Consider the following 17,453-nt stretch of genomic DNA (forward strand, 5'->3'; position numbering starts at 1 on the left):
GCCGGGCATGGCCCGGCGCTACCGGATGACCGCGCGATGGCAGCGCCGGGCCATGCCCGGTGGATCAGCGCAAGCGCCAAAGAAAAACGCCTTCGAAGCAGAACTTCGAAGGCGCATTCTTTACTTGGTAGCGGGGGCAGGATTTGAACCTGCGACCTTCGGGTTATGAGCCCGACGAGCTGCCAGACTGCTCCACCCCGCATCAGAAGCGGAATTATGAGGTATAACTTCAAAACCTGCAAGCTTTTCCTCATTCATCGAACTGGTTGGCGCCGATTCGATGTGTTGGTAGCGGGGGCAGGATTTGAACCTGCGACCTTCGGGTTATGAGCCCGACGAGCTGCCAGACTGCTCCACCCCGCACCGGAAGTGTTTGAACCGCTGCCTCCACTCTGGCGAGGGAGGCGCTCCGCAACGATGTTCTGGCTGAACCGCTGCAGTGACAACTCAAGCTGCGTATATTACACGAATCGCGCAGCTTTGTGTCAACTTTTATGCAAGATGCGCAAATGCCTGCTGGCACCAGACCATGATCGGGTTCCAGGCCAGGCCCAGCGCCAGCAATGCCAGTGCGTTCACGCCCAGCACCACACCCAGCACGCGGTCCTTGCTGCGCGGCATGGCCTCGCCCACCGGCTCATCGAAGTACATGACCTTGATGACGCGCAGGTAGTAGAAGCAGCCGACCACGGCGCACAGCACGCCCAGGAGCGCCAGCCACAGCAGGCCACCGTTGACGGCGGCGCCGAGCACGGCCAGCTTGGTCCAGAAGCCGAGGAACGGCGGGATGCCCGCCAGCGACGCCATGATGCACAGCACCAGGCCGGCCATCCACGGGTTGCGGGCGTTCAGGCCCTTGAAGTCCTCGATGTTCTCCGCCTCGAAGCCGGCACGCGACAGCGCGATGATCGCGCCGAAGGCCGCGGTCGACATGATCGCGTAGGCCAGGGCGTAGAACAGCGCCGCCGCATAGCCCTGCGAACCGCCGCCGGCGATGCCCATCAGCAGGAAGCCGATGTGCGACACGGTGGAGAACGCCAGCATGCGCTTGAGGTTGCTCTGCGCGATGGCCATCAGGTTGCCGATCACCAGCGACAACGCGGCCAGGCCGGCAATCATCAGCTGCAGTTCGGTCGACAGCGGGCCCACGCCCATTTCCAGCAGGCGATAGGCCATGCCGAAGGCAGCCAGCTTCGGTGCCGAGCTGATGAACAGCGCGATCGGTGCCGGAGCCCCCTGGTACACGTCCGGCAGCCACATGTGGAACGGTGCGGCACCCAGCTTGAAGGCGACACCGGCAATCATGAATACCGCGCCGGTGATCAGCAGCACGCGCTCTTCCGAGTGCGGGATGGCGGCCTGGATGGCATCCAGGTGCAGGCTGCCGGTGGCGCCGTAGATCAGCGACATGCCGTACAGCAGCAGGCCCGAGGCCAGCGAGCCGAGGACGATGTACTTCATCGCCGCTTCCGAGGCCAGGCCGCTTTCGCGGTTGCTGGCGACCAGCGCGTAGGAGCACAGGGCCAGCAGTTCCAGGCCCAGGTACACCATCAGCAGGCTGCCGGCGGAGACCAGGATCATCATGCCGGCGGTGCCGAACAGGATCAGCACCGGGATCTCACCCTGGAACAGCTTGCGCTCGCGCAGGTAGCCCCAGCCATAGATCAGGGTCAGGCCGCTGAGCAGCACGATCCCGGTCTTCATCACGTCCGCGGCGGTATCGCGCACGAACATGCCATGGAAGACCTCCCCCTGCCCGCCCACGCCGGTGGCCAGCATGAACAGCACCACGGCCAGTGCGGCGACCGAGAACAGGTGGGTGACGATCTTGTTCCGTTCACTGACGAACAGGTCGAGGATCATCAGGGCGAAGGCGCTGCCGATCAGCACCAGCTCGGGAGCGAGCGGTGGCAGGTCAGCGGCGGTCAGTGGCAGCAGCGGCGAGGTGGTCATCATCAAATCCTGGAATTACAGCAGCTTGCTGGATGCGATCTGCATCGCCAGCTTTGCGATCGAGGGCTCCATCAGGTCGGTCAGCGGCTTGGGGTAGATGCCCAGGGCCAGCACGCCAATGGCGAACACGCCCAGCACCAGCCATTCGCGGCCGTTGATGTCCTTCAGTTCGGCGACGTGGCTGTTGGCCACCTCGCCGAAGAAGACGCGCTTGTACAGCCACAGGGTGTAGGCCGCGCCGATGATCAGGGTGGTGGCTGCGCCCAGGGCGATCCACGGGTTCCGCTGGAACGCCGCAAGGATGACCATGAACTCGCCGACGAAACCGCTGGTACCCGGCAGGCCCGCGTTGGCCATGAAGAACAGCATGGCGAAGGTGGCGAACCAGGGCATCACGTTGACCACGCCGCCGTAATCGGCGATGCGGCGGCTGTGCATGCGGTCGTACAGCACGCCGACGCAGGAGAACATCGCGCCGGACACGAAGCCGTGCGAGATCATCTGCACCATGGCGCCCTGCAGGCCCAGGCGGGCCGCATCGACGTTGCCGGCTTCACGCACCAGCCACAGGGCGATGAAGGTGCCCAGGGTGACGAAGCCCATGTGCGCGATCGACGAATAGGCGATCAGCTTCTTCATGTCGTCCTGCACCAGGGCGACCAGGCCGACGTAGATCACCGCGATCAGCGACAGTGCGATGACCAGCCATGCCCATTCCTGCGACGCATCGGGGACGATCGGCAGGTTGAAGCGCAGGAAGCCGTAGCCACCGATCTTCAGCGCGATGGCGGCCAGGATCACCGAACCGGCGGTCGGCGCTTCCACGTGCGCGTCCGGCAGCCAGGTGTGAACCGGGAACATCGGCACCTTGACCGCGAAGGCGATCAGGAAGGCGAAGAAGATCCAGGTCTGCTCCTTTCCCGACAGCTGCAGTGCATACAGGTCGGCCAGCTGGAAGCTGCCACCCTTCATGTACAGGTAGATCAGCGCCACCAGCATCAGCACCGAGCCGAGGAAGGTGTACAGGAAGAACTTCAGCGCGGCGTAGATGCGGCGCGGGCCGCCCCAGACACCGATGATCAGGAACATCGGGATCAGCATCGCCTCGAAGAACACGTAGAACAGCATCGCGTCCGTGGCCGAGAAGATACCGACGGTGACACCTTCCAGGATCAGGAAGGCAGCCACGTACTGGTTCACGCGCTTGTCGATCGCGCTCCAGGCACCGATCAGGGCGAGCACGCTGACCAGCGTGGTCAGCAGGATCAGCGCTACGGCGATGCCGTCCACGCCCAGGTTGTAGCCGATGTTGTAGGTCGGGATCCAGGCGTGGGTCTCGACGAACTGCAGCGCGTCGATGCCCGGGTTGTAGCCGCCCAGCAGCGAGAGACTCGCCACGAAGGTCAGCACCGCGACGCCCAGCGACGCCCAGCGGGCGGTCTGCGCATCACGGATCGCAAGGATCAGGGCACCGCCGAGGATCGGCAGCCAGATGAGGACACTGAGTAGAGGCCAGTTCGACACGTCTTCTTATTCCGTACAGGTCATCAACGCAGGTAATGCATCAGCACGCCCAGGAGGGCAATCAGGCCGATGATCATCGCGAAGGCGTAGTGATAGAGGAAACCGGATTGGGTACGGCGCAGCACGCTGGCTGCGACGTCCACAACACGTGCCGAGAGATTGACCACGCCGTCGACGATGTTGCTGTCGATCCAGCGCGAGACCTTGCCCAGCTTGACGCTGCCACCGGCGAGGCCATCGATCCACAGCTTGTCGAAGCCGTACTTGTTTTCCAGCACGGACACCACCGGGGCGAAGGTCTTGCGCGCCTTGCCCGACAGGTCCGGCTTCCACAGGTAGAACAACGCAGCCAGCAGGAAGCCTGCCAGGGTCAGCCAGAACGGCGGCAGCATCATGCCGTGCAGCGCGAACGCCACCGGACCATGGAACTCCTCGCCCAGGAAGGCCACGGTGTTCTTGGCCGGATCGTAGAAATCGACGATGCCGGTGAAGAACGTGTTGACCTGGCCCTTGATCGCCTCGTGGGCGTGGTGACCGGCCCAGTCGGTGCCGTGCAGCATCGGACCGATGCTGAAGAAACCGATGGCGATCGACGGGATGGCCAGCAGGATCAGCGGCAGCGTCACCACCCACGGCGTTTCATGCGGCTCATGCGGACCGTGGCCGTGGCCGTGGTCGTCATGCGCGTCGGCATGGTGCGCGTCGGCGGCATGGTGGTCGTCATGACCATGGCCGTGATCATCGTGTGTATCGCGGAAGCGTTCCTTGCCATGGAAGGTCAGGAACAGCAGGCGGAAGCTGTAGAAGCTGGTCACCAGCACGCCACCCAGCACGGCCCAGTAGCCATAGGTGGCCACCCAGCTGTTCTGCATGTGGGCGTGGATCTCGGCGGCCTCGATGATGGTGTCCTTCGAGTAGAAGCCGGAGAAGAACGGCGTACCGACCAGGGCCAGGGTACCGATCCACATGGTGATGAAGGTGATCGGCATGTACTTGCGCAGGCCGCCCATCTTGCGCATGTCCTGCTCGTGGTGCATCGCGATGATGACCGAGCCGGCACCGAGGAACAGCAGCGCCTTGAAGAAGGCGTGGGTCATCAGGTGGAACACGGCAGCGGAATACGCCGACACGCCCAGTGCCACCGTCATGTAACCCAGCTGCGACAGCGTGGAGTACGCGACGACGCGCTTGATGTCGTTCTGCACGATGCCGATCAGGCCGGTGAAGAACGCGGTGGTGGCACCGATGAACAGGATGAAGTTCAGCGCGGTCTGCGACAGCTCGAACAGCGGCGACATGCGGGTGACCATGAAGATACCGGCGGTCACCATCGTCGCGGCGTGGATCAGTGCCGAGATCGGGGTCGGTCCTTCCATCGAATCCGGCAGCCACACGTGCAGCGGAACCTGCGCCGACTTGCCCATGGCGCCGATGAACAGGCCGATGCAGATCACGGTGGCGATCGACCAGATCACCGGTTCGTTGAACAGCTGCATGCCGAACATGGTGCCGTCCCAGATCTGCAGCTGGGTGCGCGGGTCGGCGAGCATGCCGGCCTGCGAGAACACCTGCGAGTAATCCAGGGTACCGAACACCCACAACACACCGGCGATGCCCAGCAGGAAGCCGAAGTCACCGACGCGGTTGACCAGGAACGCCTTCATGTTGGCGAAGATCGCGGTCGGGCGCTTGAACCAGAAACCGATCAGCAGGTACGACACCAGGCCCACTGCTTCCCAGCCGAAGAACAGCTGCAGGAAGTTGTTGCTCATCACCAGGGTGAGCATCGAGAAGGTGAACAGCGAGATGTAGCTGAAGAACCGCTGGTAACCCGGATCGTCCTGCATGTAGCCGATCGTGTAGATGTGGACCAGCAGCGACACGAAGGTCACCACCACCATCATCATCGCGGTCAGCTTGTCGACCATGAAGCCGACGTGGGCCGAGTACTGGCCGACTTCGAAGAACGTGTACAGGTTCTCGTTGAACGGCTGCGCCCCGCCCCACAGCAGCTGGTAGAGCGTGTGCATCGACAGGCCGCAGGCAACGGCGACACCGAGGATGGTGATGGTCTGCGCGCCGAAGCGCTTGACCTGGCGACCGAACAGGCCGGCGATGATGCTGCCGAACAGCGGTGCAAGCACCACTGCGATCAACAGACTCTTGGAGAGAGTGATTTCCATCTGTGGATCAGCCCTTCAACGAATCGACTTCGCCGACATTGATCGTTCGGCGTGTACGGAACAGGGTCACCAGGATCGCCAGGCCGATGGCGGCCTCGGCAGCAGCCACGGTCAGGATGAAGAACACGAACAGCTGGCCGGCCGTGTCCCCCAGTTCCCGCGAGAACCCGACGAAATTGATGTTGACCGACAGCAGCATCAACTCGATGGACATCAGCAGGACGATGATGTTCTTGCGGTTGAGGAAGATGCCGGCGAGGCTGATGCAGAACAGCACCGCGCCCAGCGCCAGGATGTGGCCCAGAGTGATCGAGATCATGCCTTGGTCTCCTCGTCGCCAGCGGCCGGCTTGGTGTTGCTGTGGATCAGCGGCTGCTCGACGTCCATCTTGACCACGCGCAGGCGGTCGTGTGCCTTGACCATGGTCTGCTGCGACGGGTTCTGCGTCTTCAGGCCTTCACGACGGCGCAGGGTCAGCATCACCGCGGCGACCACGGCGACGGTCAGGATGACGGCGGCGAACTCGAACGGCAGCAGGTACTCGGTGAACAGGCTGCGTGCCAGCCAGGTGACGTTGGAACTGTCGGCGGCGAGCGCGGCGGCGTTGTCGGCCGGGAACGGGTTGACCGTCCTGCCCTTCACGCCGATCAGGATCAGCATCTGCACCAGCATCGCCACGGCCACGATCAGGCCGACCGGCAGGTAGCGCACCCAGCCCTCACGCAGCTTGTCCGGATCGATGTCCAGCATCATCACCACGAACAGGAACAACACCATCACCGCACCCACGTAGACCAGCACCAGTGCCACGCCGAGGAACTCGGCGCCGACCAGCAGCCACACGCAGGCGATGGAGAAGAAGGTCAGCACCAGGCACAGGACAGCATGCACGGGGTTGCGCACACTGATCACCGCAGCGGCCGAAACCGTTGCCGCGATGGCGAAGACCCAGAAAGCGATATTTACCCAATCCATCTCTCGACCTCAGCGGTAAGCGGCATCGGCGGCACGACGCTCGGCGATCTCGGATTCGAGACGGTCGCCCAGGGCCAGCAGCTGCGGCTTGGTAACGATGTTTTCGCCACGATTCTCGAAGTGGTACTCGAGGATGTGGGTCTCGACGATCGAGTCCACCGGGCAGCTTTCCTCACAGAAGCCGCAGAAGATGCACTTGAACAGATCGATGTCGTAGCGGGTGGTACGGCGGGTGCCGTCCTCGCGCTTGGCCGAATCGATGGTGATGGCCAATGCCGGGCACACCGCTTCGCACAGCTTGCAGGCGATGCAGCGCTCTTCACCGTTGGGATAACGGCGCAGGGCGTGCAGGCCACGGAAGCGCGGCGACTGCGGGAACTTCTCCATCGGGTACATCATCGTGTACTTCGGCTTGAAGCTGTACTTCAGCGTCAGCCAGAGACCGGCCAGCAGTTCGAGCAGCAGCAGGCTCTTGAAGTAATGGGTAATCCTGTTCATCACTTAGACGCCCTTTTGAATCACGCCGAAGAACACCATGACGGCGGTAACCGCGATCCAGAAAATGGTCAGCGGGATGAAGACCTTCCAGCCCAGGCGCATGATCTGGTCATAGCGGAAGCGCGGGAAGCTTGCTCGGAACCAGATGTAGGCACTGGCGAAGAAGAAGACCTTGACGAACAGCCACGGCCAGCCACCCTTCCAGATCCAGTCGATGAACGGCGAGATCTCGCCCGGGTTGACCCAACCCTGGATCGGGCTCAGCCAGCCGCCGAGGAAGAAGATCGAGATCAGGAAGCTGATCAGGATCATGTTCGCGTATTCGGCCAGGAAGAACAGGGCGAAGGCACCGCCGGAGTACTCGACCATGTGGCCGGCGACGATTTCCGACTCGCCTTCCACCACGTCGAACGGCGCGCGGTTGGTTTCGGCAACGCCGGACACCCAGTACACGATGAACAACGGGAACAGCGGGATCAGGAACCAGTCGAAGAAGCCGGAGTTGCCAGCCTGGGCCGCCACGATGTTGCTGAGGTTGAGGCTGCCCGAAGCGATCATCACGCCGACCAGGGCAAAGCCCATCGCGATCTCGTAGCTGATCATCTGTGCCGAGGCGCGCATGGCACCCAGGAACGCGTACTTCGAGTTGGAGGCCCAACCGGCCAGGATCACGCCGTAGATGCCCAGCGAGGTCATCGCCAGCAGGTACAGCAGACCGGCGTTGGCGTTGGACAGCACCAGCTGGTTGTCGAACGGCACCACCGACCAGGCCGCGAAGGCCGGGGCCAGGGTGATCAGCGGCGCCAGCAGGAAGATCGCCTTGTTGGCGCTGCTGGGCTGCAGGACTTCCTTGAACAGCAGCTTGAAGACGTCGGCGAAGGCCTGGAAGATGCCCATGCCCACATACATCGGGCCGTGGCGGACGTGCATCCAGCCGATCAGCTTGCGTTCCCAGACCACGTAGAAGGCCACCGAGACGATCACCGGAACGGTGATCACCAGGATCTTCAGGATGATCCAGATCAGCGCGCCGATGTCACCGAGGCCAAGCAGCCACTGGTGCAGCGGATCGACCGCGTTAATCAGCAATTCGTTCATGCAGCCACCACCGAAACACGAGCGGCACCCAGCGGCGCGGTTGCGCCGTGGCCCGATTCAATCCAGACCGAACCCGCAGCGACGCGGGCGTCGACCACCACCGGCAGGGTGGCCTTGCCGGCATCGGTGCCGACCTTGGCCATCTGCCCTTCCTGCAGCTGCAGGCGGGCGGCATCGTCAGCGTTGAGCACGATGCGCGGGGCGTTGTTGAGCGGATGCGACTGCAGCGCCGCGGCGCGACGGACCACCGCGTCGGTGCGGTAGATCGCAGCGGTCGAGGCCACTTCCAGGCCCTCGCCCGCCAGCACCGGCTGTGCCGACGCGGACACCTGCACGGTCACCGGTGCCAGGCTGGCGCGCAGGCCGGCCAGGTCGATGAACTCGAAACCGGCCACGGCCAGCTCACCGCCGAGCGCACGCAGCACGCGCCAGCCCTCGCGAGCCTCGCCCGGCAGCTTGCCACCGGCACGCGCCGACTGCTCGCGACCATCGAGGTTGGTCAGGGTGGCATCGATTTCCGGCAGCGCACCGATCGGCAGGATCACGTCGGCAACGTCGCGGGTCGAGGCGCAGGCGAACTGGCTGAAGGCCACCACCTGTGCGCCGACCAGCGCCTTGCGCGCGGCCGGAGCATCGGCGAAGTCCAGGCCCGGTTCCAGGCCGTAGACCACGTAGGCCTTGCGCGGATCGGCCAGCATCGCGGCGACGTCCTTGCCGGCCGGCAGCACGCCGGCGCGGGTCAGGCCGATGGCGTTGGCGCCCTGCGGGATACGGCACAGCTTGGCACCGGTAGCGGCGGCGAAATCACGCGCAGCGGCGCGGATCGCGGCAGCCTGCGGGTGGTTTTCGGCGATGCCACCGACGATCAGCACGGTGTTGGTACCGCCCTGCACCGCCGAACGCAGCTCGGCGTTGGCCAGCGCATCGACGAACTTCGACGGGGCCACGATCTGCTTGCCGGCAACGCTGAACGCGAAGTCGAAGTCGACCGGGTTGACCACGTGGATCTTCGCGCCGTTGGTCGTCTGCGCCTTGCGCAGGCGAGCGTGCAGCAGCGGCAGTTCGTGGCGGATGTTGCTGCCCAGAACGACGATGCGGTCGGCGCCTTCGATCTCGGCCAACGGCAGGCCGAACACTTCGGCGGTGGCGGCGTCGGAGAAGTCGCGGTTGTTGATGCGGTGGTCGATGTTGCTCGAACCCAGGCCAGTGGCCAGGCGGGCCAGCAGTGCGCCCTCTTCGTTCGAGGTCGACGGGTGCACCAGCACGCCCAGGTTGTCGCCCTGGTTGGCCTTGAGGATCCCGGCGGCCGCGGCCAGGCCTTCGGCCCAGCTCACTTCCTTCCACTCGCCATTGACCTTGCGCAGCGGCTTGACCGCACGGTCTTCGCTGTACAGGCCCTGGTGCGAATAACGGTCACGATCGGACAGCCAGCACTCGTTGACCGACTCGTTGTCGCGCGGCACGGTACGCAGCACTTCGCCGCGACGCACGTGCAGGAACAGGTTCGAGCCCATCGCGTCGTGGTAGCCCAGCGATTCGCGCGCGGTCAGTTCCCACGGACGGGCGCGGAACTGGAACACCTTGTTGGTCAGCGCGCCGACCGGGCACACGTCGACCACATTGCCCGAAAGCTCGGTGGTCAGCGGCTTGCCGTCGTAGGTGCCGATCTGCAGGTTTTCACCGCGATACATGCCACCCAGCTCGTAGGTACCGGCAACGTCGGCGGTGAAGCGGACGCAGCGGGTGCACTGGATGCAGCGGGTCATCTCGGTGGCGACCAGCGGCCCCATGTCCTCGTCGGCCACCACGCGCTTGCGCTCGTTGAAGCGGCTGACCGAACGGCCGTAGCCCAGCGACACGTCCTGCAGCTCGCACTCGCCGCCCTGATCGCAGATCGGGCAATCCAGCGGGTGGTTGATCAGCAGGAATTCCATCACCGAGCGCTGGAACTTCAGCGCCTTCTCACTGCGGGTGGCGACCTTCATGCCGTCCATCACCGGCGTGGCGCAGGCCGGCGCCGGCTTCGGCGACTTTTCCACGTCGACCAGGCACATGCGGCAGTTGGCAGCGATCGGCAGCTTCTCGTGGTAGCAGAAGCGCGGAATCGAAATGCCCGCCTTGTCGGCGGCCTGGATGATCATCGAACCCTTGGGCACGACCAGCGCCTTGCCATCGATCTCGATGGTGACGTGATCCGGTGGCACGCTGGGGGTCACTCCAGGATTATTGGGTTGCGCGCTCATGCAGCGGCTGCCTCCACCTTCTTGCCGTCAACCATCGAATGACCGTTGACGATGTAGTACTCGAATTCGTCCCAGAACTGGCGCAGGAAGCCCTGGATGGGCCACGCCGCCGCTTCGCCGAACGCACAGATGGTGTGACCTTCGATCTGGCCGGCCACGGTCTTCAACTGGTGCAGGTCTTCCATCGTGGCCTTGCCGGCGACGATGCGCTCCAGCACGCGGTGCATCCAGCCGGTACCTTCACGGCACGGGGTGCACTGGCCACAGGATTCCTTGTGGAAGAACTGGCTGATGCGGCAAGCGAACTTGACGCAGCAGACGCTGTCATCCAGCACCACGACCGCACCGGAACCCAGGCCGGAGCCCAGCGCACGGATGGTGTCGTAGTCCATCGGCAGGCCCTTCAGCTCGGCCGCGGTCAGCACCGGCATGGACACGCCGCCCGGGATCGCGCCCTTGAGCTTGCGGCCCGGCTTGAGGCCGCCAGCCATTTCCAGCAGGTCGTCGAAGGTGGTGCCGAGCGGCACTTCGAAGTTGCCGCCCTTCTGCACGCAGCCGGACACCGAGAAGCACTTCGGGCCGCCATTGGCGGTCAGGCTCAGGCCCTTGAACCACTCGGGGCCATTGCGGATGATCGCCGGCACCGAACCGTAGGTTTCGGTGTTGTTGATCGTCGACGGCTTGCCATACAGACCGAAGTTGGCCGGGAACGGCGGCTTGTAGCGCGGCTGGCCCTTCTTGCCTTCCAGCGATTCCATCAGTGCGGTTTCTTCGCCGCAGATGTAGGCGCCGGCACCGAGGGCGCCGTAGATGTCGATATCCACGCCCGAGCCCAGCACGTTCTTGCCCAGCCAGCCGTTTGCATAGGCATCGGCCAGGGCCTGCTCGAAGTGCTCGAACGGCTCGTGATGGAACTCACCGCGCAGGTAGTTGTAGCCCACGGTGGAACCGGTGGCGTAGCAGGCGATCGCCATGCCTTCCACCACCGAATGCGGGTTGTAACGCAGGATGTCGCGATCCTTGCAGGTGCCCGGCTCGGATTCATCCGAGTTGCAGAGGATGTACTTCTGCACGTTGCCCTTGGGCATGAAGGACCACTTCAGGCCGGTCGGGAAACCAGCGCCGCCACGGCCGCGCAGGCCCGAGGCCTTGACCATCTCGATGACCTGCTCCGGCGGGATCTTCTCTTCGAGGATCTTGCGCAGGGCGGCGTAGCCACCGGTCTTCAGATAGCTTTCGTACGACCACGGGGTGTCGTAATGCAGGGTGGTGTAGACCACCTGGTGCGGCAGCGGCGCGGGGCCGACCGGACCCTTGGATTCGTGGTGATGTGCCATGCCCTTACTCCAGCCCGTCCAGAAGCTCGTCGACCTTTTCCAGGGTCAGACGCTCATGGTAGTGACCATTGATGACCATCATCGGTGCACCCGCGCAGCCGGCCAGGCACTCTTCCTCACGCTTGAGGTAGACGCGGCCGTCAGCGGTCGACTGACCGTTCTTGATGCCCAGCTTCTTCTCGCAATGGCGCACGATGTCTTCGGCGCCATTGAGCCAGCAGCTGATGTTCGTGCAGATGGCCACGTTGTTGCGGCCCACCTTCTCGGTCTCGAACATCGAGTAGAAGCTGGCAACCTCGTAGGCCCACACCGGCGGCAGGTCCAGGTACTTGGCCACGCCGGCGATCAGCTCGTCGGTCAGCCAGCCCTGGTTCTGCTCCTGGGCAGCATGCAGACCCTGCAGCACGGCAGAGCGCTTGCGGTCCGGCGGGAACTTGGACAGCCAGTGATCGATGTGAGCGCGGGTTTTGTCGCTCAACACCACCATCGGGTCGACGTCGCGCGCCGCCTCGAAATTACCTGTCGCCTTCATCGGCCGACCTCAGCGAAATGCATAACGTGAAATTGCAGAAACTGCGGCGCCGGCTTGCGCCGGCTGCCTGCAGCGGGCGTTGGCGTGGCGGACGGCATTACCGGTCAACCTCGCCGAACACCAGATCGTAGGTACCGATCATCGCCACCACGTCGGCCAGCATGTGGCCGCGCACGATCGAATCGATCGAGGACAGGTGGGCGAAGCCCGGCGCACGGAGGTGTACGCGGAACGGCTTGTTGGCGCCGTCGGAAACCAGGTAGCAGCCGAATTCGCCCTTGGGCGCTTCAACCGCGGCGTAGGTTTCGCCGGCCGGCACGCAATAGCCTTCACTGAACAGCTTGAAGTGATGGATCAGCGCTTCCATGTCGTCCTTCATGTCCTCGCGCTTGGGCGGAGCGACCTTGAAGTTCTTGACCATGACCGGGCCGGGGTTGGCTTTCAGCCACGCCACGCACTGCTTGATGATGCGGTTGGACTCGCGCATTTCGGCCACGCGGCACAGGTAGCGATCATAGCAATCGCCTTCCTTGCCCAGCGGGATGTCGAAATCGACGGCATCGTACTTCGCGTACGGACGCTTCTTGCGCAGGTCCCAGGCAACGCCCGAGCCACGCAGCATCACGCCGGTCATGCCCCACTGGTGGGCCAGTTCCGGGGTGACCACGCCGATGCCAACGGTACGCTGCTTCCAGATACGGTTGTCGGTCAGCAGGGTCTCGTATTCGTCGACACGGCCCGGGAACTCATTGGTGAAGTTTTCCAGGAAGTCCAGCAGCGAACCTTCGCGCGAGGCGTTGAGGTTCTTCAGGGCCTTGCCCTTGTGCCAGCGCGATTCCTTGTACTTCGGCATGTGGTCCGGCAGGTCGCGGTAAACGCCGCCCGGACGGTAGTACGCCGCGTGCATGCGCGCGCCGGAGACCGCTTCGTAGCAGTCCATCAGCTCTTCGCGCTCGCGGAAGGCGTACAGCATCACCGCCATCGCACCCAGGTCGAGGGCGTTGGAGCCCAGCCACATCAGGTGGTTCAGGATGCGGGTGATCTCGTCGAACATCGTGCGGATGTACTGCGCACGCTCCGGCGCCTCGATGCCCATCAGGGTCTCGATCGAGCGCACGTAGGCGTGCTCGTTGCACATCATCGACACGTAATCCAGGCGATCCATGTAGCCGATCGACTGGTTGAAGGGCTTGGACTCGGCCAGCTTCTCGGTGCCCCGGTGCAGCAGACCCACGTGCGGGTCGGCACGCATGATGGTCTCGCCGTCCATTTCCAGGATCAGGCGCAGCACACCGTGCGCGGCCGGATGCTGCGGGCCGAAGTTCATGGTGTAGTTGCGGATTTCCTGCCGGCTTTCGGCAGCATTGCTGGCGAATGCTTCGCCGGCCTGGTGTACGTGACTCACTTCACTGCCTCCTGCGAGCGCTCGCCGGCAGCGGTCTGCAGGCGGGCGTCGTCGCGGATCACGCGCGGCACGCCGACACGCGGCTCCACCGAGGTGACCGGTTCGTAGATGACGCGCTTCTTTTCTTCGTCGTAGCGGACTTCGACGTTGCCGATCAGCGGGAAGTCCTTGCGGAACGGATGGCCGACGAAACCGTAGTCGGTCAGGATCCGGCGCAGGTCCGGGTGACCTTCGAAGATCACGCCATACAGGTCGAACGCTTCGCGCTCGAACCAGTTCAGGCCCGGCCAGATGCCGGTCAGCGAGGACACCACCGGCAGCGCTTCGTCAGGCGCGAAGCAGCGCAGGTGCAACATCAGGTTGTGCTGGTACGAACGCAGCTGTGCGACCACGGCAAAGCGCTGGGTCGGCATGTGCTGCGGGCGGGCGCCGTCGGCGCTCTCTTCGCTGGGGAACTCGCCCCAGGCGAAGCGGCCCTGGGCCTTGCCTTCGACACCGCGGCTGAAGCCCTGCGAGGACACGTCGGCGGTGTCCCACTCATCGGAGCCGTAACCGAGGTAATCGACGCCGCAGAGGTCCACGGCCTGCTCGAAACCAAACTCGTCACGCAGCGCGAGGGCGGTGGCGTGCCACTCAGCGGCAGGCACTTCCAGCGTCACTTCGCCGCGGGGTTCGACCACGATGACCTTCGCACCTGCGAAACGTGCGGAGAGTCGGTCGATGAAGGATGCTTGCTCTGCCATGGGGGCTTGGCGCGCTCTTGTCAGGTGAAGGGGTCAGCGGGCGATGGTCTGTGTACGCCAGATCTTCTTCTGCAGCTGCAGGATCCCGTACACCAGCGCCTCGGCGGTCGGCGGGCAGCCCGGGACATAGATGTCCACCGGCACCACGCGATCACAGCCGCGCACCACAGAATAGGAGTAGTGGTAGTAACCACCGCCGTTGGCGCAGCTGCCCATGGAGATCACCCACTTGGGGTCGGGCATCTGGTCATAGACCTTGCGCAGCGCCGGGGCCATCTTGTTGACCAGGGTGCCGGCGACGATCATCACGTCGGACTGACGCGGCGACGGGCGGAACACCACACCGTAGCGGTCAAGGTCCAGGCGCGCCGCACCTGCGTGCATCATTTCGACCGCACAGCAGGCCAGACCGAAGGTCATGGGCCACATCGAACCGGTACGTGCCCAATTCAGCAGGGCATCGACGCTGGTGGTGACAAAGCCCTTTTCCAGCAGCGGGTTGTCGCCTTCCGGCCGCAGGATGTCATCAACCCGCCCTTCCGGGACAGGATTGGTCATCAGGCCATCGAGAGTCTGAATCACTCCCATTCCAGCGCTCCCTTCTTCCAGACATAAATGAAACCGAGGAACAGCATGCCGACGAACAGACCCATGGTGACGAGCGAACGCGCGCCAAGCTCCATGAAGACCTGCGTCCACGGCACGATGAAGATGATTTCCAGGTCGAAGACGATGAACTGGATCGCGATCAGGTAGTAGCGCACGTCGAACTTCATGCGTGCGTCTTCGAAGGCTTCGAAGCCGCACTCGTACGGCGACAGCTTTTCCAGATCGGGGCGGCGGGGACCGAGGAATCGACCAACCAGCATCAGCGTAATGCCGATACCGGTGGCAACGATCAGAAACAGCAGAGACGGCAAATATTCGGCCAGCACAGCGATTCTCTCTTGCCTCTGCCGCTGCGCCTGCAGGCGCTTTGGCATGGGGGAGTGGACGGGAATCTGCCTGGCGCTTTGCGCGCCAGACCAACCCGCTTACTTACTAAATGGTGCCCAAGAGGGGACTCGAACCCCTACGACCTAAGTCGCTACCACCTCAAGGTAGTGCGTCTACCAATTCCGCCACCTGGGCAAACGATCACATCAGACTATCTTCCCGATGCGCCGCGTATTGTAACCGGCTTCAGTCTTTCTGGGAGCCTTCCGAAGGCTTTTCTTCACCAGAAACCGAAGATTCCGCCTGAGCCGGCACAGTTGCGGCCGGAACCGGGGCGGCCGGGACCGCATCGGCCTTCGGAACGGCCGGCAATTCGCCCGCCGGAGCGGCCGGAGCACTGGCCGCCGGGGCGGACATCAGGCCCAGATCCTGATCGGCGGCCGGGCGGTTGCCATGGCCGGCGTACCAGGCCATGAAGAGGCTGATGCCGAAGAACACCACGGCCAGCCACTTGGTCGACTTGGACAGGAAGTTGGACGCGCCACGCGCACCGAACACGGTCCCCGAGGCGCCAGCGCCAAAGCCCGAACCTGCCGCCGCACCCGAGCCACGCTGCATCAGGATCAGCGCGACCATGGCTACGGCAACCAGCACGTAGACGACATTGAGGATCAACATCAGCATTGGAAATCCGCCCTCGGACTAGAGTGCCGGCGGCTAGCCGGCAACCGTAACTAATTGTTTGCCGCCGCCTCTGCGATGGCCAGGAAGTCGGCGGCCACCAGGGAGGCACCACCAACCAGCCCACCATCGACATCCGGCTGCGCGAACAGTTCCCCGGCATTGTCGGGCTTCACGCTACCGCCGTAAACAATGGGCAGTGAATCAGCAATTCTAGCATCGATGCGCGCGACTTCGCCACGAATGAACGCGTGCACCTGCTGCGCCTGCTCCTTGGTGGCGGTACGGCCGGTGCCGATCGCCCAGACCGGCTCGTAGGCGACCACGGCATTGGCGAAGCCCTCGGCCCCGACAAGCTCGAGCACCGGGGCCAGCTGGCTGGCGATGACCGCCTCGGTCTGCCCGGCCTCGCGCTGCTCAAGGGTTTCACCGACGCACAGCACCGGCACGAGGCCGGCATGCAGGGCGGCAGCGAACTTGCGGGCCACCAGCTCACTGCTCTCGTTGTGGTACTGGCGGCGCTCGGAGTGGCCGACCAGGCCATAGCGGGCACCCACCTCGTGCAGCATGGCCGCGCATACCTCACCGGTGTAGGCGCCCTTCTCGTTGCTGCTGACGTCCTGTGCACCAAAGGCCAGGCCGGTGTCGCCGAAGTCTTCGACCAGCTCACCCAGGTAGGGCATCGGCGGCAGGATCACCACCTCCACTCCGCGCTTCGGCAGCCCGGCAGCGACCTGCCCCAGCAGTTCGGTGGCGAATTGACGGCTGCCGTGCAGCTTCCAGTTTCCAGCGACGATCTTGCGGCGCATGAGCGGGTGGCTCCTGTATGAACTCAGCCGCCCATGATACCTGCTGCGGCAAAAAACCGTTTCTTTGTAAGCGGTTACATGGGTTTTCAGCCAACGGCGCAGCCCCTCGTGGCGGGGGTGGGGTTGGTCGCGGAGAGCCCCGGCTGGATTTGTGGGGTTGGCCGGGCGGGCGGGACTGGCGAGGGACGCCGTGAACCCGTCCATGGGGGCTTGGCCGCGGCATCCATGCCGCGGACACCCTCGCCAGCCCCACCCGCCCGGCCCCTGACACATTCCGGCGGTTCCGCCCGCCACGGAAAGAAAAAAGAAGATCAAAAGCAAAAGCGAAAGCAGAGCTTCGGCCCCCTCCCCTGTTTCGAGATCTGACAGATCTCATCCACGCATGACGTGGATAGATCGTGTCGACCAAGGTCGACACCTACCAACGGCCGCGGGAAATTGTCGGGGGTGGGGCGGTGTGGGCTGGCAGGACCGTTGGCGCCATGGATGGCGCCATCGAGCCCCCAGGGATGGGTTTACGGCGTGTCCTGCCAGCC

The 17,453-nt window shown here is 64.0% G+C and carries 16 protein-coding genes and 3 tRNA genes; all 19 read right to left on the minus strand.

Going from position 1 to position 17,453, the window contains the following annotated elements; genetic code table 11:
• Positions 1 to 125 precede the first annotated feature (125 nt).
• Positions 126 to 202, minus strand: a tRNA-Met gene (locus tag ACFX4F_RS11240).
• Positions 203 to 286: 84 nt separating this feature from the next.
• A tRNA-Met gene (locus tag ACFX4F_RS11245) sits at positions 287 to 363 on the minus strand.
• Positions 364 to 492: 129 nt separating this feature from the next.
• Positions 493 to 1,953 carry an NADH-quinone oxidoreductase subunit NuoN gene (gene nuoN, locus ACFX4F_RS11250; RefSeq protein ID WP_380655223.1) on the minus strand — a complete coding sequence of 487 codons (1,461 nt, stop codon included), beginning with the start codon at positions 1,951 to 1,953 and terminating at the stop codon, positions 493 to 495.
• 15 nt (positions 1,954 to 1,968) lie between these two features.
• Positions 1,969 to 3,477, minus strand: coding sequence for an NADH-quinone oxidoreductase subunit M (locus ACFX4F_RS11255; RefSeq protein WP_089236294.1), 1,509 nt, complete (start codon positions 3,475 to 3,477; stop codon positions 1,969 to 1,971).
• A 23-nt stretch (positions 3,478 to 3,500) separates the two neighbouring features.
• Entirely contained in the window at positions 3,501 to 5,660 is a 2,160-nt protein-coding gene (gene nuoL, locus ACFX4F_RS11260; protein ID WP_380655226.1) for an NADH-quinone oxidoreductase subunit L, read from the minus strand.
• Between the two features lie 7 nt (positions 5,661 to 5,667).
• Positions 5,668 to 5,979: an NADH-quinone oxidoreductase subunit NuoK gene (nuoK, locus tag ACFX4F_RS11265; RefSeq protein ID WP_032951897.1), complete on the minus strand. Its 312-nt coding sequence runs from the start codon at positions 5,977 to 5,979 to the stop codon at positions 5,668 to 5,670.
• Positions 5,976 to 6,635, minus strand: a complete 660-nt coding sequence (locus tag ACFX4F_RS11270) for an NADH-quinone oxidoreductase subunit J (RefSeq protein ID WP_089236296.1) — start codon at positions 6,633 to 6,635, stop codon at positions 5,976 to 5,978. Before ACFX4F_RS11270 ends, nuoK begins: the two co-directional genes overlap by 4 nt.
• A gap of 9 nt (positions 6,636 to 6,644) precedes the next feature.
• Positions 6,645 to 7,133, minus strand: a complete 489-nt coding sequence (gene nuoI, locus ACFX4F_RS11275) for an NADH-quinone oxidoreductase subunit NuoI (protein ID WP_005417924.1) — start codon at positions 7,131 to 7,133, stop codon at positions 6,645 to 6,647.
• 3 nt (positions 7,134 to 7,136) lie between these two features.
• Positions 7,137 to 8,231 carry an NADH-quinone oxidoreductase subunit NuoH gene (gene nuoH, locus ACFX4F_RS11280; protein ID WP_380655231.1) on the minus strand — a complete coding sequence of 365 codons (1,095 nt, stop codon included), beginning with the start codon at positions 8,229 to 8,231 and terminating at the stop codon, positions 7,137 to 7,139.
• Positions 8,228 to 10,474 (minus strand): NADH-quinone oxidoreductase subunit NuoG, encoded by a 2,247-nt coding sequence (gene nuoG, locus ACFX4F_RS11285; RefSeq protein ID WP_380655234.1) that lies wholly within the window; start codon positions 10,472 to 10,474, stop codon positions 8,228 to 8,230. The genes nuoH and nuoG overlap by 4 nt, the downstream gene beginning before the upstream one ends.
• Complete coding sequence (gene nuoF, locus ACFX4F_RS11290; RefSeq protein ID WP_025876206.1) at positions 10,471 to 11,811, minus strand: NADH-quinone oxidoreductase subunit NuoF; 1,341 nt, start codon at positions 11,809 to 11,811, stop codon at positions 10,471 to 10,473. Before nuoF ends, nuoG begins: the two co-directional genes overlap by 4 nt.
• Positions 11,812 to 11,815: 4 nt before the next feature.
• A complete protein-coding gene (gene nuoE / locus ACFX4F_RS11295; RefSeq protein ID WP_025876204.1) occupies positions 11,816 to 12,343 on the minus strand; it encodes an NADH-quinone oxidoreductase subunit NuoE in 528 nt (175 codons plus the stop codon).
• A gap of 97 nt (positions 12,344 to 12,440) precedes the next feature.
• The gene (locus tag ACFX4F_RS11300) at positions 12,441 to 13,748 is read right to left on the minus strand and encodes an NADH-quinone oxidoreductase subunit D (RefSeq protein WP_025876202.1); all 1,308 of its coding nucleotides are present in this window, start codon (positions 13,746 to 13,748) and stop codon (positions 12,441 to 12,443) included.
• Complete coding sequence (locus ACFX4F_RS11305) at positions 13,745 to 14,491, minus strand: NADH-quinone oxidoreductase subunit C (protein WP_099819055.1); 747 nt, start codon at positions 14,489 to 14,491, stop codon at positions 13,745 to 13,747. Before ACFX4F_RS11305 ends, ACFX4F_RS11300 begins: the two co-directional genes overlap by 4 nt.
• 33 nt (positions 14,492 to 14,524) lie before the next feature.
• Complete coding sequence (locus ACFX4F_RS11310; protein ID WP_089236302.1) at positions 14,525 to 15,079, minus strand: NADH-quinone oxidoreductase subunit B family protein; 555 nt, start codon at positions 15,077 to 15,079, stop codon at positions 14,525 to 14,527.
• Positions 15,070 to 15,426, minus strand: coding sequence for an NADH-quinone oxidoreductase subunit A (locus ACFX4F_RS11315; protein ID WP_005414075.1), 357 nt, complete (start codon positions 15,424 to 15,426; stop codon positions 15,070 to 15,072). The genes ACFX4F_RS11310 and ACFX4F_RS11315 overlap by 10 nt, the downstream gene beginning before the upstream one ends.
• Positions 15,427 to 15,537: 111 nt before the next feature.
• Positions 15,538 to 15,622: transfer RNA gene (locus ACFX4F_RS11320), tRNA-Leu, on the minus strand.
• A gap of 51 nt (positions 15,623 to 15,673) precedes the next feature.
• Positions 15,674 to 16,111 carry a preprotein translocase subunit SecG gene (secG, locus tag ACFX4F_RS11325; RefSeq protein WP_025876192.1) on the minus strand — a complete coding sequence of 146 codons (438 nt, stop codon included), beginning with the start codon at positions 16,109 to 16,111 and terminating at the stop codon, positions 15,674 to 15,676.
• Between the two features lie 50 nt (positions 16,112 to 16,161).
• Positions 16,162 to 16,917 carry a triose-phosphate isomerase gene (gene tpiA / locus ACFX4F_RS11330; RefSeq protein ID WP_380655241.1) on the minus strand — a complete coding sequence of 252 codons (756 nt, stop codon included), beginning with the start codon at positions 16,915 to 16,917 and terminating at the stop codon, positions 16,162 to 16,164.
• Positions 16,918 to 17,453 lie beyond the last annotated feature (536 nt).

The organism is Stenotrophomonas sp. YIM B13575 (assembly GCF_042787595.1).
In the GTDB taxonomy this organism is placed as follows: domain Bacteria; phylum Pseudomonadota; class Gammaproteobacteria; order Xanthomonadales; family Xanthomonadaceae; genus Stenotrophomonas; species Stenotrophomonas lactitubi_B.

Coding starts and splice junctions, on each gene's coding strand:
- tpiA (WP_380655241.1), bottom strand. CDS start 16,917: ATGCGCCGCAAGATCGTCGCTGGAAACTGGAAGCTGCACGGCAGCCGT.
- ACFX4F_RS11270 (WP_089236296.1), bottom strand. CDS start 6,635: ATGGATTGGGTAAATATCGCTTTCTGGGTCTTCGCCATCGCGGCAACG.
- secG (WP_025876192.1), bottom strand. CDS start 16,111: ATGCTGATGTTGATCCTCAATGTCGTCTACGTGCTGGTTGCCGTAGCC.
- ACFX4F_RS11310 (WP_089236302.1), bottom strand. CDS start 15,079: ATGGGAGTGATTCAGACTCTCGATGGCCTGATGACCAATCCTGTCCCG.
- nuoF (WP_025876206.1), bottom strand. CDS start 11,811: ATGGCACATCACCACGAATCCAAGGGTCCGGTCGGCCCCGCGCCGCTG.
- ACFX4F_RS11305 (WP_099819055.1), bottom strand. CDS start 14,491: ATGGCAGAGCAAGCATCCTTCATCGACCGACTCTCCGCACGTTTCGCA.
- nuoE (WP_025876204.1), bottom strand. CDS start 12,343: ATGAAGGCGACAGGTAATTTCGAGGCGGCGCGCGACGTCGACCCGATG.
- nuoL (WP_380655226.1), bottom strand. CDS start 5,660: ATGGAAATCACTCTCTCCAAGAGTCTGTTGATCGCAGTGGTGCTTGCA.
- nuoH (WP_380655231.1), bottom strand. CDS start 8,231: ATGAACGAATTGCTGATTAACGCGGTCGATCCGCTGCACCAGTGGCTG.
- nuoK (WP_032951897.1), bottom strand. CDS start 5,979: ATGATCTCGATCACTCTGGGCCACATCCTGGCGCTGGGCGCGGTGCTG.
- nuoN (WP_380655223.1), bottom strand. CDS start 1,953: ATGACCACCTCGCCGCTGCTGCCACTGACCGCCGCTGACCTGCCACCG.
- nuoG (WP_380655234.1), bottom strand. CDS start 10,474: ATGAGCGCGCAACCCAATAATCCTGGAGTGACCCCCAGCGTGCCACCG.
- nuoI (WP_005417924.1), bottom strand. CDS start 7,133: ATGAACAGGATTACCCATTACTTCAAGAGCCTGCTGCTGCTCGAACTG.